We start from the raw sequence: 23,242 nt of genomic DNA, 5'->3' as shown, positions 1-23,242 counted from the left end.
TAGTTTTTGTTTGTATTTAAAATTTATATTTAAGTTGTAGCGAGAGATTAATTCCTCTTTTATATTTTGAAATAATTACGTCGTTTTGTGAATTGTTCTCGCGAATTCTTACGATACTTGGATCTAAAAGGTTTTTAGCACTTGCATTTAGCTCTAATTTTTTTCCAATTTTGTTTTTCCATATGAAGTCTATTGTTGAAATTCCTTTTTCGATAATATTCCCTAATTGACCCGAACCTATTGCATCAATACGATCTGAGAAGTATGAAAAAACCAAGTTCATTGAAGGCTTATAATTATTGAATTCTGGACTATAAAAAACATCAGCATTAACTAATAGGGGAGAAGCGCCCTGTAACTCTTCTTCTGTTCTATTAAATGTTGTAGAAAACAATCCGTTTGAATTTCTTAAATCTTGTTGTGTATGCATATAGGTTGCATTAAAACCAATAGACAGCTTGACTTTTTCCTCTTCATTTAAAAGAAGGTTTTTCCGCAATTCAATTTCCGCACCAATTACTTCAGCTTTTTCACCTGTTCTAAAATAGCGTTGGGTTCCAGTCGCGTCGTTTGCAATGACTTTGTTTATTGGATCATTAATTTGTTTTGCAAATGCAGTTATAGAGAAGAGTTCGCTTCTTCCGAAGAACCATTCATATTTAAGATCTATATTGTAGATTTCAGAATATGAAGGATCTTTTAATAAGTCTGGATTTCCTCCTATTCGTTGTGTTACATCTTCATATACGAATGGTGCAACTTCTTTAAATTCAGGTAATGAAACAGTTTTACTAAATGTAAAACGTAGATTTTGATCTTCGGAAGCTTTATACCTAATATTTAAACTTGGCAGGTAAAAATTTTCATAAGAGTTTCTATATCCAGGATCTGTTGTTGTTAAGTTTATAACATCATAAACAATGTTTTGCTTAAATGATTCAACTCTAATTCCTGGTACTAATAACCATTTTTCAGTTAGATTAATTTCAGAATCAATATAGAAAGCATGATTATCTAACGTTCCATTGTAGGTATTTTCATATAATCCAGGAAAGTTTGTGTTGTCAATTCCTCCATCAGGGTTAATGGGTCTAAAAACTTCAGTATTATAAACAGTACCTAAATTTTCAATATTAAATATTTCATTTAAATTATTTACATCATTCACCGGAGTGTTTGGTTCAATAAAATCATACCCGTAGCGGATATTTTTAAAAGCACGTTCTTTTGTTCTTCCATTATATCCAAAGTTGAAAGCTACTTGATCGTTGCGAGTGTATTTTATATTGAAACGACTGTTTAACTCTTTGTCCTCTATATCTTGAAAATAGCGTTGATTGTCATATGGAATATTGTTATAAAAAGAAGGTGATGTGTTTTGATCTCCATCTAATGCTAAATGATAATTTTCGATACTAATCCTTTTTCTGTCTGGTTGGCGCGCAAAAACGTTGTTAAATCCAATCCCCCAATCCACTTTAAACTGATCGTTAATTGTATGAGATCCTATTAACTGATTCACAAAAATCATATCCTGTTCAAACTGTGCATTCATTTGATAAAACCCTCTATCGGTATTTAAAATAGCATCCCTATTTGTTCCTTCCCCATGTATACCATAATAGCCAACTTGATCATTTGAGCTGTTAATAAACAATGAGTTGAAACTAAGTTTATGGTTTTGATTTGCTTTAAAAATAATATTAGCCATAGCTGTTGTTGTACTTGAATATTCAAATTCTTCAACATTTGGAAATCTCTTTTTTTCGACTGTTGTAAAATCGACAGCTGTGCCTTTGCGGTATTCAAAATCATTATCGAAGGAAGCAGTTAAAAAGAAGCTTAGTTTAGAATCATTTTTAAAGTAAATTGATTTTCCTCCCGAAATACTTCCCGAAAAATTAATGGGTTTTCCTGCATCTACAGGATCTACGCCATGAGATAGAATTACTGCAAAAGGGTCATTATCGTACCGATTATAAAATCCGAAATTTCCCGTTCCTTCATTTTTCAAGAAATCAGTTTGTACCGATCTGGTATTAATTCCAGTAGAAATAGAAGATTCTACAAATCCTCTTCCTGTATAATTTTTGGACAGAATGTTTACATTTCCGGCTGTGAAATCACCATAAAAATTAGATGAATATGCTTTGCTAATAGAAACATTTTGGATAATATCTGATGAGAATAAACGTAAGTCAATATTTTTCTTTTCAATATCATTAGAAGGTAATGACAAGCCATTATAAGTAGTGTTTAGATAACGATCACCTAAACCTCTTACATATACATTACTGCCTCCTTCTTGTCTTGATACTCCAGAAATTTTAGCCACTGCTCCAGCTGCATCACTAATTCCTTTTCGTGAGAGTTCTTCGCTACCAATACTTTCTTTTATTATTACTTCATTCTTTTGTTCTAATAGAAGCGCAACTTCACTTTCTCTTTTGATTGTAGTTTTAATAACAACTTGCTCTAAGGAGGCAGCATTTGCGCTTAAGGCAGCATTGATAGTAGTAACTTTGTTTTTTTCTACAAGTACATTTGTAATTTCAAGTGTTTCATATCCAAGAAAACTAATTACTAAAGTATAATTACCGGACTGAATATTGTTAAAGTAAAATAACCCATCGATATCTGATGTTGTTCCAGTTGATGTACCTTTTATTATAATATTGGCAAAAGGAAGGGGTTCATTATTATAATCTTTATCGGTTAACTTACCAACAATAGAATTTGATTCTTGACCAAATGATAATTGTATGCAACCAAGGATTAATAATAGATATAGTTTTTTCATTATTAGTTTTAAAAAATTTATGTTACAAAGAAACCCATGAACTGTATCTATAGGGTTAATGAAAATTTAATAAAACATTAAATCAATGTTAATTGAATGTTATGGCTTAACAATAAATTTTCTATTGCTTAACATTCCGAAAATAGTATCTTGCATTATAAATGGTTTTACAAATGATGCAATGGGAACAATTACTGTCTTTACGGAAGCAGGGAGACATTAATAAAAGGTTACGTATAGAACAAGATGAAACTCGATTAGGGTTTGAAGTTGATTATGATAGAATTATTTTTTCGTCAGCTTTTAGAAGTTTACAAGATAAAACGCAGGTTATTCCTTTATCAAAAACTTCATTTGTACACACGCGATTAACACATAGTTTAGAAGTTTCAGTTGTTGGCCGTTCTTTAGGAAGAATGGTTGGGAAAGCAATCTTGGAAAAACATCCACATTTACATACAATACATGGATATCATTTAAATGATTTTGGAGCTATTGTTGCAGCAGCAGCTTTAGCTCATGATATTGGAAATCCACCTTTTGGTCATAGTGGTGAAAAAGCGATAGGTAATTATTTTTCAAAAGGAAAAGGGAAGCGGTTTCAAGATATGTTAACTGAAAAAGAATACCAAGATTTAATAGATTTTGAAGGGAATGCCAATGGGTTTAAGATATTAACCGAATCTAAAAATGGTGTCACCGGAGGATTGCGTTTATCGTATGCAACGCTAGGAGCTTTTATGAAATATCCAAAAGAATCGCTTCCTAAAAAACCAACAAAGCATATAGCAGACAAGAAATTTGGTATATTTCAAAGTGATGCTCCTTCTTTTAAAGAGGTTGCAGGTGAATTAGGGCTCATAAATCGTGGACAATCAAAGAACCTAAGTTACTGCAGACATCCTTTAGCATACTTAGTGGAAGCCGCAGATGATATATGTTATACAATAATTGATTTTGAAGACGGTATTAATTTAGGTGTTATTGAAGAAGAATTTGCCTTAGAATATTTAATTAAACTGGTTAAAAATAGTATTAATACTGAAAAATATGCAACGCTATCTAAAGTTTCAGATCGCTTAGCATATTTACGATCCTTAGCAATAAATACCTTAATTTCAGAATCGGTTCAAATTTTTATTGAAAATGAAGAGGAAATTCTGAAAGGAAATTTTTCAGAAGCATTACTCGATAAAAGTAAATATAAAGCACAAATTGATGACATCATAAAGATTAGTGTTAAAAACATTTATCAAAGTAAAGAAGTCGTTGAAAAAGAAATCGCAGGATATGCAATATTAAATACGCTGTTAGATGCTATAACTACTTCTTGTGAAAATTACTTCAACAATGAAATGCAACATTACGATCATTTAATCTTAAACACAATCAAAGATGAATTTCCAGAAAAAGGAACAATTTATAACTACTTAATGGAAAGTTGCAATTATATTTCTCGCCTAACCGATGGAAACGCACTACAAGTATTTCAAAAAATCAAAGGAAACCTTTAAATATTATATTTAAACCTGTTAAAATCGCAAAAAAGGCAACATTATTTAATGGAATCCTTTATTTTTAAAATCTTAAAAAAAAACGAATCACCTTAATTATTAATCAACCTAAAAAAACTATGAAAAAAATTATTTATTTGTTAGCTTTTTTTACTATTAATTTTGCCTTTGCCCAAGATTTTAGTCAAAATATAAATAGCTACTTAAACAACAATCGAGCACAATTAGGCCTTGAAGCCCAAGATGTAGAAGACTTTAATATTGCATCTCAAAGTTTCTCAAAAAGTATGCAGTTACATAATGTATATGTAACTCAGCAATATCAAGGAATTGATATTTTTAATACTACTTCAAGTTTTGCAGTAAAAAATAATACAGTAGTAAATGCAAACATTACGTTTGTACAAAATGCAACAGAAAAAGTAAATACTACAAGCCCTGCTATAACTGCAGAAAATGCAATCAGTAGAGCTGCAACTTCTTTAGGAATTCAAAGTCCGTCAAACTTAACGTTGTTAGAAACTATTTCTAATCAGTCATTCGTATTCTCTAACGGATCTATTTCATTAGAAAATATTCCTGTTAAGTTAGTGTTTCAATACGATCAAGAAAACATGTTAAAATTAGCATGGGACTTAAGTATCTATTTATTAGATGCAAGTCATTATTATAATGTAAGAATTGACGCTGTAACAGGTGCTCTTTTAGATACAAATGACTGGGTGGTAAGCTGTAATTTTGGCGAACCAAGTCACAGTAATTTAGACCATAACAAAACAGAGAATAGTATTTTATTTTCTGAAGAAAAGGAAGCGTCATTAAGTTTTGATGCTGCTGGAGGAGCTCAATATAGAGTATTTCCAATGCCTGTTGAAAGTCCAAATCATGGATTAGAAGAATTAGTAGCTGACCCTGCTGATGCGAATGCTTCTCCTTTTGGATGGCATGATACTAATGGTGCAGATGGAGCTGAATTTACTACCACTAGAGGTAATAATGTGTTAGCACAAGAAGATATAAACGCAAATAATGGTTCAGGAGCAATGCCTGATGGAGGAGCTGGATTAAACTTTGATTTCCCTTACGATTTTGATAATCCTCCTGTACAAATGGTAGATGCTGCTACAGTAAATTTATTCTATTGGAATAATATCATGCATGATGTATACTATCAATATGGTTTTGATGAAGAAAGTGGGAACTTTCAAGAAAATAATTATGGCGAAGCTGGTAATGGTAGTGATAGTGTAAATGCAGATGCTCAAGATGGAGGTGGAACAAACAATGCAAACTTTGCAACACCACCAGATGGTGCAAACCCTAGAATGCAAATGTTTTTATGGGGTTCTCCAGCAGGAGATCTTCTTACAGTTAATAATGGACCATTGGCTGGTGGTTATTTAGGGATAGAAGGTGATTTTGGAGGTTCTTTAACTACAACTCCAATAACTGAAGATCTTGCTTTAGCTTCCGATGGGTCAGGACCAGACGATTATGATGTTTGTGATCCAATTATAAATGGCGGTGATTTATCAGGTAAAATTGCTATTTTAAGAAGAGGTGAATGTGAGTTTGGTTTTAAAGTATTAGCTGCTGAAAATGAAGGAGCTATTGCTGTGATTGTTGTAAATAATGTGCCTGGCGGTGCTATTACAATGGCAGGTGGAGTAAATGGTGGGTCTGTAACAATACCATCAATTATGGTAAGTATGGCTGACGGAGATGCTTTGATAGCTGAATTAATTGCAGGAAATACAGTAAATGGAAGTCTTTCTTTACCAGCAAATACACCTCCAGAACTTGATGGGGATGTGGATAATGGAATTATAGCTCATGAATATGGACATGGAATTTCAAATCGTTTGACAGGAGGTCCAACAAATACAGGATGCTTAAGTAATGCTGAGCAAATGGGTGAAGGCTGGAGTGACTGGGTAGGATTAATGCTTACTATGGAGCCTGGAGATCAACCTGAAGATATTAGAGGTATTGGTACCTATGCTACTGGTCAATCAACAGATGGCGGAGGTATAAGAGAAGCTCCTTATAGTACAGATTTTGCTATAAACCCATACACATATGTTGACACTAATAATAATGTGTCTCAACCTCATGGAATAGGTTTTGTATGGTCTACTATGCTTTGGGATTTAAACTGGGCTCTAATTGATGAGTATGGATGGGATGCTGATTTTTATAATGGAACAGGCGGAAACAATATTGCGATTCAATTAGTGATGGACGGTATGAAATTACAAGTATGTTCTCCAGGATTTGTAGATGGTAGAGATGCTATTTTAGAAGCAGATGAACTTGTAAATGCAGGTGCTAATCGTTGCCTAATTTGGGAGGTATTTGCAAATAGAGGATTAGGATTTAGTGCAGATCAAGGTAGTAGCTCTAGTCGTTCAGACCAAACAGAAGCTTTTGACCTTCCTGCAGATTGTAATTTAGGAGCAAATGATAATGGTTCTTTAGAGAATAACTTTAATATTTACCCTAACCCTTCTAAAGGAATTGTAAATATTCAATCTCGTTTAGATCTTGGTAGTGCTGATATTTCTGTTTTTGATATTAATGGAAGAAAAGTATTTAACCAAAATGTAGAAATACAAAATGTTATTAGTATTAATACTGAAAACTTAAGTGCTGGAATTTATATTCTTCAAATTAATGGAGAAAATTATTCTCATACAACTAAGCTTATTATTGAATAATAACTAGCAGTTGTAATAATAAAAAGAGGCTATTTAATAGCCTCTTTTTTTATACGTATTTTTCAAAAGCCTGTTTAATTTTTCCTGAAGAAATATTTACTTGTTCTTGAAGTTCTAGAACGGTTCCATGTTCTATAAAAACATCTGGAATTCCTAACATTTCAATTGTATTAGAATACTTATGTTTTACTGTAAATTCAGCAATAGCACTTCCAAATCCACCTTTAATAGTTCCGTCTTCAACAGTAATTATTGTTTGGTATTTTTTAAAGATAGTATGTAAAAGATGTTCATCTAAAGGTTTAATAAACTGCATATCATACAATGCGATTTTTTCAGAATGAGCTGATGTTTTAATAGCATCTAATGCATTATTAATTATAGTACCTATTGTTAAAATAGCAATGGTATCACCTTTTATTCGTTGAATACCTTTACCAATTTCTATCGCGGAAAAAGGTTGTTTCCATTCTTTTATTACACCTCTTCCTCTAGGATATCTTATTGCGATAGGGTGCTCTAATCCTAATTGTACTGTATAAAGTATATTTCGTAAATCAATAGCATTACTAGGCGCATAGATTATAAGGTTCGGTAAACACCTTAAAAATGCAATATCAAAAACGCCATGATGTGTAGCGCCATCTTCTCCTACTAATCCTGCACGATCTAAACAAAATGCTACCGGTAAATTTTGTAGGCAAACGTCATGTATTATTTGATCATACGCTCTTTGTAGAAATGTAGAGTATATGTTGCAATAAACGGTATGTCCTTGAGTAGCGAGCCCTGCAGAAAATGTTACAGCATGTTGTTCGGCAATACCAACATCAAAGGCTCTTTCAGGAAATTTATCCATCATTAATTTTAATGAACTACCTGTGGGCATTGCGGGAGTTATTCCAATAATATTTTTATTAATAGTTGCTAATTCAACTATGGTCTCTCCAAAAACATCTTGAAATTTTGGCGGAAGATTATTCGTGTTTTTAGGTAAAATATCACCAGATAATGCATCGAACTTTCCAGGAGCATGATAGGCTACCTGATTTTCTTCAGCTTGACGAAGCCCCTTCCCTTTCTTAGTAATAATATGAAGAAGTTTTGGACCTTCTACATTCTTTAAACGATTGAATTCAGAAATAAGAATATTTAAATCATGACCATCTATAGGTCCAGAATAATTAAAATTTAATGCTTCAAAAATATTATCTGTGTTTGGGGCTTTATCGAGTGTAACTTTAGTTAAATATTCTTTCAATGCACCTACACTGGGATCAATTCCTATTGCATTATCATTAAGTATTACTAATAAATTTGTATTTGAAACTCCTGCATGATTTAATGCTTCAAAAGCCATTCCACTGGCAATTGATGCATCACCAACTACGGCAATATGTTGGCGTTTAAAATTTCCGTCTAATTGTGCAGAAATTGCCATACCTAACATGGCAGAAATAGAGGTACTACTATGGCCTGTACCAAAAGTGTCGTAGTTGCTTTCTTTTATTTTCGGAAAACCACTAATGCCTCCAAACTGACGGTTTGTATGAAATGAATTTTTTCTTCCTGTTACTATTTTATGCACATAGGCTTGATGCCCAACATCCCAAATAAGTAAATCTTCTGGAGTGTTAAATGCATAATGTAAAGCTATAGATAATTCAATAACACCTAAGCTAGCACCCAAATGTCCTTCTTTTGTAGCAACAATATCTATAATGAATTCACGAAGTTCTTTAGCAAGCTGAGGTAAATCTTGTGGCAAAACCTTTCTTAGGTCTTGAGGGAAATTTATTGTATTTAATATGTTTTTATGCACAAAACAAAACTACAATTTTTCAATATTCTATGGTTCATCAAGTTCAAATAATATAGTTAGCCTTTTAATTGGATATTGTAATTTTGAATACTGAATGTTTTTATTATGATAGAACCTTACGATGATACTTATTTTATGAAAATGGCTTTGCAAGAAGCAAATAACGCTTATGAAAAAGGGGAAGTCCCAATTGGAGCTGTTATAGTAATTGAAAATAGGATTATTGCTAGAGCACACAATTTAACTGAATTATTGAACGATGTAACTGCACATGCTGAAATGCAAGCAATAACAGCGGCTGCTAATTTTTTAGGAGGAAAATACTTAACAGGCTGCACCTTATATGTTACTTTGGAACCTTGCCAAATGTGTGCAGGAGGATTATTTTGGAGTCAGATTTCAAAAATAGTGTATGGAGCTAGAGATGAACAAAGAGGATGTATCGCTTTAAAATCTAAATTACATCCAAAAACAACAATGGTTGGGGGTGTGTTAGCGGAAGAATCTTCTAGACTTGTGAAACAATTTTTTATAGAAAAAAGAAATTTAAATTAAGTGAAATAAAAAACCCTTTTCAAAATTAGAAAAGGGTTTTTAAAATCTATAGTGTCTATGTCTTTAGCTGTGAATTAAGCGAACTTTAGCCGCAACAATTCCTTTTCTGCCTTCTTCTTCTTCATATTCTACTTTGTCACCTTCGTTTAGAGTCTCCCCATTAAGCCCGGTAATGTGTACAAAAATGTCTTTTCCTGTTTCATCATTAGTGATAAAACCAAAACCTTTAGATTCATTGAAAAATTTTACGGTTCCTTCCATTGTAAAAATATATATTAATAAGTATCAAATATAGTAGATTTTAAAGGGATTTTAAAATAATTGCTGTTTTTCAAAAAAGATACATTTTATTGTGAATCTTTTTTAGAACTTCGAGAGCCTGAATTTTTAAAATCTCTCATCTTTTCAATATTTTCTTTAGTCAACATATAGTCTTTTACACTTCTGTTTTTCCAGCGATGATAAATAAATAAGGGCATTACTATAAGAAACCCAAGTACGACAGATAATCCTATATATAAATCACCGTTTTTTGGGTCTAAAGGTTTAATGTGAAAACCGTAACAGACACCTGTTATGGCAAGACACAATAGTAAAATGATGACGTATTTCATGAATTTTTGCACTGTATTTTTTATAGAACTATAAACTCCTATTTAATTATGGTTTTAAATTTAAGGCTAAACTTAATTCATCCAATTGCAACTTGTCAAGGGGAGATGGAGCATCAATCATAACATCTCGTCCCGAATTATTTTTCGGAAATGCTATAAAATCACGAATAGTTTCTTGTCCGCCAAGGATCGAAACTAATCGGTCTAAACCAAATGCGATACCTCCATGTGGTGGTGCGCCAAATTGAAATGCGTCCATTAAAAATCCAAATTGAGCTACTGCTTCTTCTTCAGAAAAGCCTAAATGTCTTAACATGATAGCTTGTGTTTCTTTGTCATGAATTCTAATGGAACCTCCACCAATTTCATTTCCGTTTAAAACTAAATCATACGCATTCGCTTTTACCTCACCTGGGTTAGTATCTAATAATTCGATCTGTCCAGGTTTTGGAGAAGTAAAAGGATGATGCATTGCATGAAAACGAGCGGAATCTTCATCCCATTCTAGCAAAGGAAAATCAATGACCCATAAAGGAGCAAATTCATTAGACTTTCTTAACCCTTTACGTTCTGCAATTTCCATACGTAAAGCACTTAATTGAGCTCTTACTTTATTAGTTTCACCAGAAAGCACACAAATTAAATCTCCAGATTTTGCATCCGTTTTTTCAGCCCATTTTGCTAAATCTTCTTGGTCATAGAATTTATCTACAGACGATTTAAAAATTCCATCTTCATTACAACGAACGTATACCATTCCTAAGGCGCCTACTTGTGGACGTCTTACCCAATCAATTATTTTATCTATTTCTTTTCTTGAATAACTATTTCCTTCAGGAATAGCAATTCCTACTACTAATTCTGCTTGATTAAAGACTTTAAAATCTTTGTGTTGAGCAACTTCATTTAGTTCGCCAAACTCCATTCCAAAGCGAATATCAGGTTTGTCATTTCCATAACGCTTCATAGCATCATCATAAGTCATTCGAGGGAAATCACCAATTTCTACATTGTTTATTTCTTTTAAAAGATATTTTGTTAATCCTTCAAAAGCATTTAATATATCTTCTTGTTCAACAAAAGCCATTTCACAGTCAATCTGTGTAAATTCTGGTTGTCGATCTGCACGAAGATCTTCATCTCTAAAACATTTTACAATTTGAAAATATTTATCCATTCCACCTACCATCAATAATTGTTTAAATGTTTGAGGTGATTGAGGTAAAGCATAAAATTGACCTTCATTCATTCTAGAAGGAACCACAAAATCTCTTGCTCCTTCTGGAGTTGATTTAATTAAATATGGTGTTTCAACTTCAATAAAGTCTAAATTTGAAAGATAGTTTCTAACGGCCATAGATACCTTATGGCGAAAAATAAGATTTTCGCGTACAGGATTTCTTCTAATATCCAAGTAACGATATTTCATTCTTAAGTCTTCACCACCGTCAGTTTTATCTTCTATTGTAAATGGAGGCACCAACGATTCATTTAAAACAGTTAATTCAGTAACAAGTATTTCAATATCACCTGTAGGTAAATTAGGATTTTTTGAAACACGTTCAATAACATTACCAGTTACTTGAATAACAAATTCACGCCCTAACGTCCTAGCTTTCTCCATCATTTCTTTAGGAGTGCGTTCTTCATCAAACATTAATTGAGTAATTCCATATCTATCTCTAAGGTCTACCCAAATCATAAATCCCTTGTCCCTAGATTTTTGAACCCAACCTGATAAAGTTACGGTTTCATTGCAATGGTTTTTTCTTAATTCACCACACGTATGACTTCTATACATTTTAAAATATTTTGAGGTGCAAATGTACTAAGTATCGAGGTAAAAAATAACGTTCTAATTATAATATTTAAAGCGTAAAAAGGATCAGTTTTATTGATGATTTGTTAACTATATGAGAGCTATATATCATTTTTAATATAAAAAAATTGATAATATCATTATTTTGTTGCAGTTTTGATATTATTAATCAATCTATTTATAATATGAAACAAAATTTACTTTCAAAAAAAATCTTGTTGGTATTGCTGTTTTTTCCTCTTGTTATTTTTGCACAAGAGTCGATAACAGGTACAATAACTGAATCAAGTACAAATGCTCCTTTGCCCGGAGCTAGTGTTGTTGTTAAAGGAACAACCAATGGGGCTTCAACAGATTTCGACGGAAACTTTAAATTAGAAGTGCCAAGTCTTCCGGTAACGTTAGTTATCTCTTCTGTAGGCTCAACTGAGCAAGAAGTTGAAGTAACATCAAACAATGCAGGGACAATATCATTAAGTGATGGAGTTTCGTTGGATGAAGTAGTTATTGTTGGAAATAGAGCAAAACCTAGAACGGTTTTAACTTCACTAGTGCCGGTTGATAATATTTCTGTGGCTGATTTAAAAAGCACAGGACAACCAACTGTAGATAAGATGTTAACCTATAAGGTGCCTTCTTTTAACTCTACAAACCAAACAGTTTCTGATGCAACTGCGCATTTTGATCCTGCAGATTTAAGAGGATTGGGACCTAGTAGAACATTAGTTTTAGTGAACGGAAAACGTAAAAATCAAAGTGCTTTAGTCTATATCAATGATACTCCAGGAAAAGGAGAAGTTGGTGTAGATTTAAAAAGTATACCCGCAGCAGCTTTAAAAAGAGTTGAGGTATTGCGTGATGGAGCTTCTGCTCAATATGGATCTGATGCAATTGCAGGTGTAATAAATATGGTTTTAAGAGAAGATGTTGGAACGACAACGGTTAATTTTTCTTCAGGAGTAACTTCTGAAGGTGATGGATTTAATCTTTCAGCAGACATTAATACAGGTTTAAAAGTTGGAGATAACGGAGGTTTTCTTAATATGACTTTTGGTTACTATAAGCAAGAAGAAACCAATAGAGCAGGAACTCCTGGTGAAGATGTTCTATTTGGTGTTGCAGCAGATAACCCAGATTGGTCTCAATGGTTAAGTGAAAATCCAGATTTAGGAATGACTGTTGGTCAACCTGAGCTTTTTAAAGGGGATGTGTTTTACAACTTAGGACTTCCATTTAAAAATGGAAAAGGAAAATTGTATTCTTTTGGAGGTATTACTTATAGAGAAGGTACAAGTTTTGCCTTATATAGAACTCCTTATTGGGTGCCAGATCCTCATTTTTTATTACATGATGAAGGAACAGAATACCAAGGGTTTCAACCAACGTTCGAAACAAAAGTTACAGATAATAACAATGTAGTTGGTGTTGAATTTGAGATGTTAGGATTTAATGCTGACCTAAGTGGTACTTATGGTAGAAATGCTGTAAATTATGAAGTGAATAATAGTCTTAACCCAGCTTTAGGTGCTAGTAGCCCAACATCTTTCGACGTAGGTGCTTATTCCTTTAGTAATGCAATTGCAAATTTAGATTTTTCTAGATCTTTTGGAATCGTTAGTGTCGCTTTTGGAGCTGAATATAAAGATGAGAGATTTAATTCTTTTGCCGGTGAATCAGCATCTTATTTTGCTGATGGAGTACAATCTTTTCCAGGATTACAACCCGCTAATGCAATAAGAGCTGATAGAAATAACTATGGTGTGTATCTTGATTTAGAAGTTGAAGCAACTGAAAAATTATTGTTAGGTGGTGCCGTACGTTATGAAGACTTTAGTGATTTTGGAGATAATACCTCTTGGAAAGTGAATGGTCGTTATATCTTAGGTGATAATCAAGGTGCAATTCGTGCTTCTTATAGTACTGGATTTAGAGCTCCTTCATTACATCAAATCTATTTAAGTAATATTCAGACGTTAGTTTCTGGTGGTACTATTTCTAATCAAGGAACATTTAATAATGTAGATCCAGTAATTAGAGAAGGTTTAGGTGTACCTCAGTTAACAGCTGAAGAATCAACAAATATTGCAGCAGGAATTACGTATAAAGTAACTCCAAAATTAAAACTATCAGTAGACTATTACAGGGTAGAAGTTGAAAATCGTGTGCTATTTACGGGTGAAATTGGATATATCGATGGCGCTCCTGGTGCTCCTGGAAATCCTGTAGAAGAGATTTTAGATGCAAATTCGATCACTAGTTTAAAGTTCTTTGTGAATGCAGTAGATACAAGAACGAGTGGAGTTGATTTAGTTGCATCCTTATCTAATATTGATTTAGGTTCAGGTACTTTTGGAGCTACTTTAGCTGCAAATTTTAATGAAACAGAAATTACTAATAATGATAGTGATCCAAATACAGATGGACTTCAGTTAGAAGCTCCAGGTATTTTAGGTGAAAATGGGTATGATATTTTTAATAGAAAAGAACAATCTAGAATTGTATCATCAAGACCAAAAACAAAAGTTTTATTAGGTCTTGACTATGATATTGGTAAATTTAATTTCACATTGAATAATACTTATTTCGGTGAAGTTACTTGGATGCACTCTAACAACGGTTTGAATGGTGCTCCATTAGGACCTGGTGGTGCTTTATTACCAGTTGATGATGCAGATTATGATCAAACTTTTGCTGGTAAAATTATTACAGATTTAATTGTAAGATTCAATCTTAGCGAAAACTTCTCACTATTTGCTTCAGCAAATAATTTACTTGATGTTTATCCAGATGAAATTGAAACACAAGGAGATTTTGTAACTGACTTAGGAGGACGTTTTAAATATCCTTGGGAAGTAAATCAGTTTGGATTTAATGGTATGATAATAAATGGAGGTTTAACGTTTAAGTTTTAAACAATCCTTTTAATTAATAAAAAAAACCCTCAACATTGTTGAGGGTTTTTTGTTTTAAAATTTTATGCAGATACAGCCTCTGTAGTTCTTTTTGAACGCAACCACATTTTAAACTTTGTGATTAAAAAGAACAAAATTGGCACAACGATTAGAGTTAGAAATGTTGCTATAAGTAGACCATAAATAACGGTCCAAGCTAAAGGGCCCCAAAAAATAACATTATCTCCTCCCATATATATATTAGGATCAAAATCTTTAAACAAAGTAAAAAAGTTGATATTAAAACCAATAGCTAAAGGTATTAGTCCTAAAATGGTTGTTATTGCTGTTAATAATACAGGGCGTAAACGTGCTTTACCCGCAGTAACAATACTTTCATATAAGTCGTTGGTTTCTAAATAGGCCTTATCTTCTAATCCTAAATCGTGCTTCTTTCTATCAATAAGTAATTGTGCATAATCTAAGAGTACCACACCATTATTTACTACAATTCCTGCTAATGAAATAATTCCCATCATCGTCATCATAATAACAAATGGATTTCCTGATATCACTAAACCACCGAACACACCTATTAGACTTAAAAGAATCGCAATCATAATGATTGTTGGTTTTGAAATGGAGTTAAACTGGAAAATTAAAATGAAGAAAATTAAACCTAAACCAGTAAACAGTGCTCCCATTAAAAAGGCCATTTGCTTATTTTGTTCTTCAATTTGTCCTGTGTAATCTATTTTAATATCTTTTGGCAAACCTTCATAAGATTTCATTTCGTTTTGCACTAGAGCGACAATTGCTCCGGCATCAGTAAATCCAGGAGATAATGCTGAATAAACGGTTACAACACGTTTAGTGTCTTTATGCTTAATAGCACTAAAACCAGAATTGTTAGATTGACTTGCTATCGTAGATACCGGAATCTCTTTGATTTGGCCAGAAGCCATATCTCTAAATGTAACTTTTTGATTAAATATAGCACTAGTATTATATCTATTTTCTTTATTAAAACGAACATATATATCGTAATCTTCGCCGTCTTCTTTATAAATACCAGCTTTTGCTCCAAAAATAGAATTACGTAATTGTTGTCCAACTTGAGAGGCGTTAACACCTAATTCACCAGCTTTTTCTCTGTCAACTAGAACCTGCATTCCTGGTTTATCTTTGTTAACATCAATCTTTAATTCATCGATTCCTGGAATATTTTTACCGTTTATAAAGTCTCTCATTTTTTCGGCAACAGCAATTAACTCGCTATAATCATTCCCTTCAATTTCAATGTTAATTGGTGGTCCAGCTGGTGGTCCAGCAGCATCTTTTTCAACCGAAATTAAAACACCTGGATAAATGCCAACTAATGCTTCTTGAACTTTTTGACGAAGTTGCTCACTATCTTCTCCTTTTCTATATTTATACTCACGCATGGATGCTGTGATTTTTCCTTTGTGCGGCATTTCTGCAGCAGATCCACCATCAGTTTGTGGGTTTCCAGCACCTTCACCTACTTGGGATACAACGCTTTCTACTAGAAAATTGTGATCACCGTCCATATATTGAGAATCATTTAAAACAGTAAATACTTTTGTTTCAATTTCCTTAGTAATTGCATTCGTTTTTTCAATATCTGTCCCTTGAGGATATTCTAGATAGACAATAATTTGATTTGGTTTATTATCTGGGAAGAATTCTATTTTTGTTCTTTGTGAACTAACAGATGATCCGAAAGCCATAAATGAGACAATTAATAAAGTAAACGTACCTGCAACTAACCAATAGGGCGTTTTGCCAGATAATGCACCACGTAAAACACCTTCATACCAATTTTCTAACCTTGGCAATACTTTGTTTTGAAAACTATTTGCCCATTTACGTAAAAACAGTCTGTATACCCAAAGCATAATAGCTGTAAATACCATTAAGGTTCCTAGTGCTCTATATTCGCCTCCAAAAATGAAAATAAGAATACCAATTGCTGCTATTATTATAGAGTTTTTAATAATCTTTTTAAGTGGCATATTTTTATCTTCAATACTCATGAAATCTGAAACTAAAACCGAATTAAAAAAGATAGCTACAAATAATGATGAGCCTAAAACGGTTGCTAGAGTTATAGGTAGTAACTTCATAAATTCTCCCATAACGCCAGGCCATAAACCAAGCGGAATAAATGCGGCTACTGTAGTTGCGGTAGAAATAATAATTGGAAATGCAATTTCACTTATTCCTTTCTTGGCAGCTTGTATTGGACTCATGCCTTCCTTGTCCATCATCCTATAGACATTTTCTACGACTACAATACCATTATCTACTAGCATTCCAAGCCCCATAATAAGACCGAAAAGAATCATAGTATTAAGTGTATAGCCAAGCATATTTAAAATCATTAAAGACATAAACATGGACATTGGTATTGCAAAACCAACAAAAACGGCATTTTTAAACCCTAAAAAGAACATTAATACGGTTACTACTAAAATAACTCCAAAAATGATGTTATTAACTAAATCATCTACCTGTCCAATTGTTTTAGTAGACTGATCGTTAGCAACTGTTACTGTTAGATCTGTAGGAAAAACATCTTCTTTAGCTTTGTTAACAATGTCATAAATTTTAGTTGCTGCTGCTACCATATTTTTGCCTGCACGTTTTTTTACATCAAGCATAATAACACGGTGGCCATATTCTCTAGCATACGTGGTTTTGTCTTTAGATTTAAAAAATACTTCTGCAACATCCTTTAAATAGATAGGATTGTTGTTTTCAGATTTTACAACAAAATTTTCTAATTCTGAAGGATTTTCAATTTCACCTAAAATTCTAATGGTACGTCTTTGACCACTTGAAATAAGGTTACCAGCAGACATTGTTACGTTACCGCCACTTATTGCATTAATCACATCGCTAAAACTCACTTGTGCAGCCATCATTTTATAGATGTCTACCGCTATTTCTACCTCTTTGTCTTGAACACCACGAATTTCTACTTTCTTGATTTCATTCAGGTTTTCAATTTCATCTTGAAGATGTTCACCAAACTCTTTTAATTTTTCTACTGTATAATCACCAGAAATATTAATGTTAAGAATTGGTATTTCCTCACTCATACTTAATGCAAAAACATTAGGTTCTATTTTGGCACCATTAAATGTTGGCCAGTCTTCGCTTGAAGTTTCAGAGTCTATTTCATCTTTCACCAATTGTTTGGCTTCTGCTATGGTGACAACTTCGTCAAACTCAACAATTACCATGGAGTAATCTTCTTGTGAAGTTGAGGTGATTTTGGTCATATTATTAACCGTCTTTAATTTGTCTTCTAAAGGATCAGTTATTAATTTTTCAATGTCTTCAGCTGTGTTACCTGGAAATACAGAACTTATATAAATTTTAGTTTCTTTAATTTCAGGAAAATTTTCTCTTGGCATTTCGAAAAAAGCAGAAATTCCTAAGAAGAACATAAGAGCCATTACCACATACATAGTGGTTTTGTTGTTTATTGCCCAAGACGATAAACCAAACTCCTTTTCTACTTTCTTTTTGTTTTTATTATTAGTCATAGTGGTTGGTTTATATATCTAACACTTTTACAATTTGCCCGTCTTTAACACTTCTAGCGCCTTCTTGAATAATTTCCGCACCATTTTCAAGGCCTTTTAAAACTTCAATAACATCACCTTGGGTTTTTCCAGTTTCAATAATAATACGTTCAGCAACACCCTCATTTGATGCGCTTTTGTTTTTAACAACATAAATATATTGCTCTCCATTGGCGTTTTCTGAAATAATACTTTGTGGTATTAAAAGTGCTTTTTCGTTAGTGTAATCATTAACTTTAAGCTTAGCAGTAAGGTTAGGTTTTATACTTCGATCTTTATTTGGAACTGCAATTTCTACTTTAAAAGTTCTATTTGCGGGATTAATGAAATTCCCTGTTTGGCGAATTTTCCCATCCATAGTTTTCCCTAAGACAGAAAACTCTACTTGTACTTTTTTGTCAACTGTAATGTATGATAAATAGCTTTCTGGCACATCTGTTTCTATATACATATCGCTTAAGTTTACAATTCGTATTAATTGAGATTGACCAGGAGCAACAACAGTACCTTGCTCCGTAATTATATCATCAATAATACCTGAAAAAGGAGCTCTTATTCCTGTTTTAGCTAATTGACTTTGCATTTGGCTTACTGCTTTTAATTGAGCTTCATAGGTAGATTTTGCTTGTAAAAATTCTATTTCAGAACCAATTTTTTGATTCCATAAACGTTCTTGACGTTCAAATGTAGTTTTTGCTAAGTCTGCTTGTATTTGCATTTGTGCAACTTGCTGTCTTAATCCACCGTCATCGATTCTTGCAAGTAATTGTCCTTTTGAAACTTTTTGACCCTCTTTAACAAACACTTTGGTTAATATTCCAGACATTTCTGGATATATAAGAATATTCTTTTTTGTTTGCACATTACCTTGTAATTCTAAAAAGTGATTAAACACACTCTGCTTAGCAGTAAATGTTGTAATTAATGGTATTTTTTTGACGGTATCTAATTTAGCAATTGCAACATCTAATTGTTTTACTTGATTTGAAAGCTCTTGAATTTGATTTGAGATTTCATTTTTTTTAGTTCGAATGTCTACTAAATTTTCTTTTTCAATGATACTTTCAACCGATTTTTTATCTCCTCCACATGAAGTTAATAAAAGAGTAGTTACAATAAGGACGTATATATTTTTCATTTGTTGAATAATTTATTTTCGTGATTAGGATGCCTGTATTTATTTAGGACTGTTTAATATAGTTTCTAAGTTTGCTTTTGATGTAATTACCTCTAGCATTGATTGAAAATATTGTTGCTGAGCGGAATATAATTGTGTTTGTGCCTGACGTAAATCAAAACTAGTAGAAAGACCTTCTTTAAACTTTACTTGATTTTTGCCCTCTATCCGTTCTGAAAGAGATAGGTTTTTTTTAGCATTTTCATAATTTTCAATAGCAAACTGATAGTTGCTTTTTGCTGAGTTTAATTCTAATAAAATATTTTGTTGCGTGTACTTAAAATCTGTTTCTGCTTGTTCTAAAGCAATTCGTGCTTGTTGAGTTTTAGCTCCTCTCATACCACTACTAAAAATAGGTATATTCATTGATAATCCTAAAAGAGAGGATTGATACCAAATTTGTTCAGAATCAAAAAAGGTAAAACTTTCACTGTTTGCACTCGTGCCATAATTTACAAATGCAGATAGGGTAGGGAGTGCTTTACTTTTTTCAAGTTTTAATTCTAAACTTCTTTGTTGCGTTAAATTTGAAGCTATTTTATAATCAATATTATTTTCAAAATTTAAAGAAGCTTTTAAAAAACTTAGCGTGGTGTTTTTATAAGCCAATGATGCTAAATCATCTTTTAATGTTACATTTTCGGAAACATCAATTCCTAACGCTAGATTAAACATTTGATTGGCTATCGTTTTTGTGCGTTTTGCATTGCTTAATTGTGATTCAATATCAAGTAACGTAATTTCTAATTGCTCAACGCTTTCTTCTTCAGTAAATCCATTTTCATAAATTTTACGTGTTTCATAAAGATTTTTTTCTAAAGTAGTTTTGTTTTTTTTGAAGATAGAAATCAATTCTTCAGATAATAACACACTTCCATAGGCATTAATGACACCTTTTCTAACTTCAAGATTGGTTTTTTCTTCAGAATTTTTTGAAAAATCTAAAAATACTTTAGCAGCTTGAAGGCCGACTAAATAGCTGCCATCAAAAATTAATTGATTTAAAGTAGCGGTAGCTGATCCATTTTGTTTTGTTCCAAAAGTAACTGGCACGAAAGTTCCTGGTAACCCGCCTGTAATTTCTCCAGGAAGTAGTGTAATAGGCTGTTTTAAATTATTTTGGTATTTGATTTCAGCACTAATTTGTGGCAGTCCTGAAGCGGTTGTTTCCCACTTCTTTTTTATCGCTTTTGCAACATCACGTCTTGCATTAATAGCAGTATAATTACTGTCTAATGCATAAGTGATTGCTTCTTCCAATGTAAAGCTATATTCTTTTTTATCTTCTTGTGCTAAACTTAAGCTTGACAATAAAAGAAAACTTGTATATAAAATTATTCTTATCATTTAAGATGCTGTTTGATTAATTTGTGTTAGTTGTTTTTCAAGAACTGAAATGCCATTTAAAGTAGCAATTGCTCTTGTATGATATTCTAGTATTTTTAATTCAATTTGTAGCATATCAGACATATTACTACTAAAAAGATCGCTTTCATGTGCCCCAAAGACTAGGATAAAATAAAATCTCATAACCATATCCTTGTCAATATCTTTACGATATACTTTTTCTTTAATTCCTTTTTCTAGGTTAGATGTAATGCATTCGCTGAACGTACATAATTCAACCTCCATTAATTTATTATAGGTATCTGGATAATACTTTTTTAATTGATACATTGGGGAAGTTTTTGCCTTTTTAAACATTTCTTTAAAAACATTTTTTATAACAAAATTTTCTTCAATAGCATTATATCCTGCACTCATAATTTCCTTAATAATGCTATCTATTTTTTCTTGAACTACCAATGTAGTCTCATCAACTAATCTCTCTTTGTTAGAAAAATACTTGTAAAGCGTTTTTTTTGAGACTCCCATTTCGTTGGCTATATCATCCATAGTTACGCTTTTAAAGCCATAGCTTAAAAACATATCAACTGCTTTCTGTAATATTGAATCTTTCATATTGGCTGCAAATATAAGAATGGAAACTTTAAAAACAATAAAAGTTTCCAAAGTTTTAACAAAGTTTTAATTTTTCAAGAAGTTTATTTTAAAATTTAGCCAATAGTTGTTTATTTGTTTGCAACTCGTATTTTTGTTGAAATAATTTAAGTTTAATGGATTTAGAAAAGTATAGTATAGTTTTACAAGATTATCTTTCAGAAGTTATAATAGATAGAGAACCTAAACAATTATATGAACCTATTCAATATATATTGTCTTTAGGAGGAAAAAGACTTCGTCCGGTTTTAACCTTAATGACGTGTCATTTTTTTAAAGATGATTTTAAAAAAGCAATCCCTGCTGCTGTAGCTTTAGAGTTATTTCATAATTTCTCACTCATCCACGATGATATTATGGACAAGGCACCCATTCGTCGAGGTAATATAACAGTACATGAAAAGTGGGATTTAAATACAGGTATTCTTTCAGGCGATGCGATGTTAATTTTAGCCTATCAATTATTTGAAGGTTATTCAGCAGAAACATTTCAAGAATTAGCAAAACTATTTAGTAAGACGGCTTTAGAAGTTTGTGAAGGACAACAATATGATGTTGATTTTGAGAGTAGAAATGACGTAACCATTTCAGAATACCTTACAATGATTGAATATAAAACTTCAGTTTTAATTGGTGCAGCTATGAAAATGGGAGCAATAATTGGGGAGGCTTCAGATTCTTGTAAAGAAGGTTGTTATAATTTTGGACGAGATATAGGTATCGCATTTCAATTGCAAGATGATTATCTAGATGCATTTGGAGATCCTACTAGTTTCGGAAAGCAAGTTGGAGGTGATATTATTGCGAACAAAAAAACATTTTTATATATAAAAGCATTACAGAATTGTACTCCTAGTGAAGCCACAGAGTTAGAACAATTTTTTAATCGAACTCCAGAAAACCCTTCAGAAAAAATTAAAAGAGTAAAACAATTATTTGAAAGTACGGGTGCAGCGGAAGCTACTAAAAATGAAATTGAAGCTTATACGCAAAAAGCGAATGATGTGTTAGAAACTATTGCAATTGCAGAAGAACATAAAAACACGCTTCGTGCTTTTGGTGAAATGTTAATGAAGCGAAAGGTTTAAAAATAAACTCTTATAAAAGGAATATAGGCATCAGCATACACACTTTTAGTTTCATCATAAAGCACATCGTATTTTACACCAACGGTTACATTTCCTGTAGAATATCCAGCGCCTAAAAACAAGGCGGGATACCAATAATTGTCGTCTACAAATCCTAATGAATCATCCCATGTTCTAGATACGTTTAACTCTTCAAATTCAGCAGAAAGCTGTAATTCTTGCAAAACATTAAAAAGACCTATTACACTGCCTCCAAAAATTGTAGAAAAATAAAAGTTTTTCTGTTTGTTATAGGTTCCATTTAGGCCTACTCCCATCGAAAATTGGTCATTTAATTTATAAATAGCGCTTGGAGCTAGCGTTCCGCTAAAAAAACCATCTCCAAAACTTAAACCAATCCCTCCACCAAATCGTATATGGTCCCAAAATTGTTTTTCTTGATTTTGAGCAGAAAGAGAAAGACTAAAGCTTATTATAATTAATAGTAAAGCCGTTTTTTTCCAATTTAAAGTAATCGATTTTTTTACCATCATTTTTTTATTTTTATTTTAACATAAATCTATACAATAGAAAGATGTAATTTAGGGATTTATTGTATTTTTGTATTGTTTTACACTAAAAATACGACTT

15 protein-coding genes are annotated in these 23,242 nt (G+C 32.3%); 5 read left to right on the top strand and 10 right to left on the bottom strand.

Annotation, left to right across the window (positions count from 1 at the left end; translation table 11 throughout):
* Positions 1–16 precede the first annotated feature (16 nt).
* Positions 17–2,800 (bottom strand): TonB-dependent receptor domain-containing protein, encoded by a 2,784-nt coding sequence (locus tag ABXT64_RS04260; protein WP_443634210.1) that lies wholly within the window; start codon positions 2,798–2,800, stop codon positions 17–19.
* A 176-nt stretch (positions 2,801–2,976) separates the two neighbouring features.
* Here ABXT64_RS04260 and ABXT64_RS04255 point away from each other — a divergent pair, with 176 nt between their 5' ends.
* Positions 2,977–4,314 (top strand): deoxyguanosinetriphosphate triphosphohydrolase, encoded by a 1,338-nt coding sequence (locus tag ABXT64_RS04255; protein WP_443634915.1) that lies wholly within the window; start codon positions 2,977–2,979, stop codon positions 4,312–4,314.
* Positions 4,315–4,433: 119 nt separating this feature from the next.
* Entirely contained in the window at positions 4,434–7,031 is a 2,598-nt protein-coding gene (locus tag ABXT64_RS04250) for a T9SS-dependent M36 family metallopeptidase (protein ID WP_443634208.1), read from the top strand.
* 49 nt (positions 7,032–7,080) lie between these two features.
* Here the strand turns inward: ABXT64_RS04250 and ABXT64_RS04245 are convergent, their stop codons facing one another.
* Positions 7,081–8,853, bottom strand: coding sequence for a 1-deoxy-D-xylulose-5-phosphate synthase (locus ABXT64_RS04245; RefSeq protein ID WP_443634206.1), 1,773 nt, complete (start codon positions 8,851–8,853; stop codon positions 7,081–7,083).
* 105 nt (positions 8,854–8,958) lie between these two features.
* On the opposite strand from ABXT64_RS04245, the gene ABXT64_RS04240 reads away from it, so the two are divergent.
* Complete coding sequence (locus tag ABXT64_RS04240; RefSeq protein WP_443634204.1) at positions 8,959–9,408, top strand: nucleoside deaminase; 450 nt, start codon at positions 8,959–8,961, stop codon at positions 9,406–9,408.
* Positions 9,409–9,471: 63 nt separating this feature from the next.
* On the opposite strand, the gene ABXT64_RS04235 is transcribed toward ABXT64_RS04240, so the two are convergent.
* The 3 genes from ABXT64_RS04235 to aspS all read right to left on the bottom strand — a co-directional run bounded on the left by ABXT64_RS04235 (position 9,472) and on the right by aspS (position 11,823).
* Positions 9,472–9,669 (bottom strand): cold-shock protein, encoded by a 198-nt coding sequence (locus tag ABXT64_RS04235; protein ID WP_443634202.1) that lies wholly within the window; start codon positions 9,667–9,669, stop codon positions 9,472–9,474.
* Positions 9,670–9,755: 86 nt separating this feature from the next.
* The gene (locus tag ABXT64_RS04230; RefSeq protein WP_443634201.1) at positions 9,756–10,022 is read right to left on the bottom strand and encodes a hypothetical protein; all 267 of its coding nucleotides are present in this window, start codon (positions 10,020–10,022) and stop codon (positions 9,756–9,758) included.
* 46 nt (positions 10,023–10,068) lie between these two features.
* On the bottom strand, positions 10,069–11,823 hold the full coding sequence (gene aspS / locus ABXT64_RS04225; protein WP_443634199.1) for an aspartate--tRNA ligase: 1,755 nt from the start codon (positions 11,821–11,823) through the stop codon (positions 10,069–10,071).
* 203 nt (positions 11,824–12,026) lie between these two features.
* Here aspS and ABXT64_RS04220 point away from each other — a divergent pair, with 203 nt between their 5' ends.
* Positions 12,027–14,753 carry a TonB-dependent receptor gene (locus ABXT64_RS04220; RefSeq protein WP_443634197.1) on the top strand — a complete coding sequence of 909 codons (2,727 nt, stop codon included), beginning with the start codon at positions 12,027–12,029 and terminating at the stop codon, positions 14,751–14,753.
* A 62-nt stretch (positions 14,754–14,815) separates the two neighbouring features.
* Here the strand turns inward: ABXT64_RS04220 and ABXT64_RS04215 are convergent, their stop codons facing one another.
* From ABXT64_RS04215 to ABXT64_RS04200, 4 genes are read right to left on the bottom strand one after another with little or no spacing between them, the layout of a single operon-like run.
* Positions 14,816–18,307: an efflux RND transporter permease subunit gene (locus tag ABXT64_RS04215; RefSeq protein WP_443634195.1), complete on the bottom strand. Its 3,492-nt coding sequence runs from the start codon at positions 18,305–18,307 to the stop codon at positions 14,816–14,818.
* Positions 18,308–18,317: 10 nt separating this feature from the next.
* Entirely contained in the window at positions 18,318–19,484 is a 1,167-nt protein-coding gene (locus ABXT64_RS04210; RefSeq protein ID WP_443634193.1) for an efflux RND transporter periplasmic adaptor subunit, read from the bottom strand.
* Positions 19,485–19,523: 39 nt separating this feature from the next.
* Entirely contained in the window at positions 19,524–20,870 is a 1,347-nt protein-coding gene (locus ABXT64_RS04205) for a TolC family protein (RefSeq protein ID WP_443634191.1), read from the bottom strand.
* Positions 20,871–21,536 carry a TetR/AcrR family transcriptional regulator gene (locus ABXT64_RS04200; RefSeq protein WP_443634189.1) on the bottom strand — a complete coding sequence of 222 codons (666 nt, stop codon included), beginning with the start codon at positions 21,534–21,536 and terminating at the stop codon, positions 20,871–20,873.
* Between the two features lie 104 nt (positions 21,537–21,640).
* On the opposite strand from ABXT64_RS04200, the gene ABXT64_RS04195 reads away from it, so the two are divergent.
* Positions 21,641–22,612, top strand: coding sequence for a polyprenyl synthetase family protein (locus tag ABXT64_RS04195; protein ID WP_443634188.1), 972 nt, complete (start codon positions 21,641–21,643; stop codon positions 22,610–22,612).
* Here the strand turns inward: ABXT64_RS04195 and ABXT64_RS04190 are convergent.
* Positions 22,609–23,145, bottom strand: coding sequence for an alpha-ketoglutarate decarboxylase (locus ABXT64_RS04190; RefSeq protein ID WP_443634186.1), 537 nt, complete (start codon positions 23,143–23,145; stop codon positions 22,609–22,611). The two genes, ABXT64_RS04195 and ABXT64_RS04190, sit on opposite strands and share 4 nt — an antisense overlap.
* Between the last annotated feature and the right edge of the window lie 97 nt (positions 23,146–23,242).

The sequence above is a fragment of the Candidatus Marifrigoribacter sp. Uisw_064 genome (assembly GCF_047730175.1).
GTDB lineage: Bacteria > Bacteroidota > Bacteroidia > Flavobacteriales > Flavobacteriaceae > Marifrigoribacter.
Note: the sequence above shows the minus strand (reverse complement) of the source record. Positions and strands in the feature narration are given on the sequence as shown.

What these genes read in the sequence shown, in the direction of transcription:
- ABXT64_RS04260 (WP_443634210.1), bottom strand. Translation starts at nt 2,800, where the DNA reads ATGAAAAAACTATATCTATTATTAATCCTTGGTTGCATACAATTATCA.
- ABXT64_RS04255 (WP_443634915.1), top strand. Translation starts at nt 2,977, where the DNA reads ATGCAATGGGAACAATTACTGTCTTTACGGAAGCAGGGAGACATTAAT.
- ABXT64_RS04250 (WP_443634208.1), top strand. Translation starts at nt 4,434, where the DNA reads ATGAAAAAAATTATTTATTTGTTAGCTTTTTTTACTATTAATTTTGCC.
- ABXT64_RS04240 (WP_443634204.1), top strand. Translation starts at nt 8,959, where the DNA reads ATGATAGAACCTTACGATGATACTTATTTTATGAAAATGGCTTTGCAA.
- ABXT64_RS04235 (WP_443634202.1), bottom strand. Translation starts at nt 9,669, where the DNA reads ATGGAAGGAACCGTAAAATTTTTCAATGAATCTAAAGGTTTTGGTTTT.
- ABXT64_RS04230 (WP_443634201.1), bottom strand. Translation starts at nt 10,022, where the DNA reads ATGAAATACGTCATCATTTTACTATTGTGTCTTGCCATAACAGGTGTC.
- aspS (WP_443634199.1), bottom strand. Translation starts at nt 11,823, where the DNA reads ATGTATAGAAGTCATACGTGTGGTGAATTAAGAAAAAACCATTGCAAT.
- ABXT64_RS04220 (WP_443634197.1), top strand. Translation starts at nt 12,027, where the DNA reads ATGAAACAAAATTTACTTTCAAAAAAAATCTTGTTGGTATTGCTGTTT.
- ABXT64_RS04215 (WP_443634195.1), bottom strand. Translation starts at nt 18,307, where the DNA reads ATGACTAATAATAAAAACAAAAAGAAAGTAGAAAAGGAGTTTGGTTTA.
- ABXT64_RS04210 (WP_443634193.1), bottom strand. Translation starts at nt 19,484, where the DNA reads ATGAAAAATATATACGTCCTTATTGTAACTACTCTTTTATTAACTTCA.
- ABXT64_RS04205 (WP_443634191.1), bottom strand. Translation starts at nt 20,870, where the DNA reads ATGATAAGAATAATTTTATATACAAGTTTTCTTTTATTGTCAAGCTTA.
- ABXT64_RS04195 (WP_443634188.1), top strand. Translation starts at nt 21,641, where the DNA reads ATGGATTTAGAAAAGTATAGTATAGTTTTACAAGATTATCTTTCAGAA.
- ABXT64_RS04190 (WP_443634186.1), bottom strand. Translation starts at nt 23,145, where the DNA reads ATGATGGTAAAAAAATCGATTACTTTAAATTGGAAAAAAACGGCTTTA.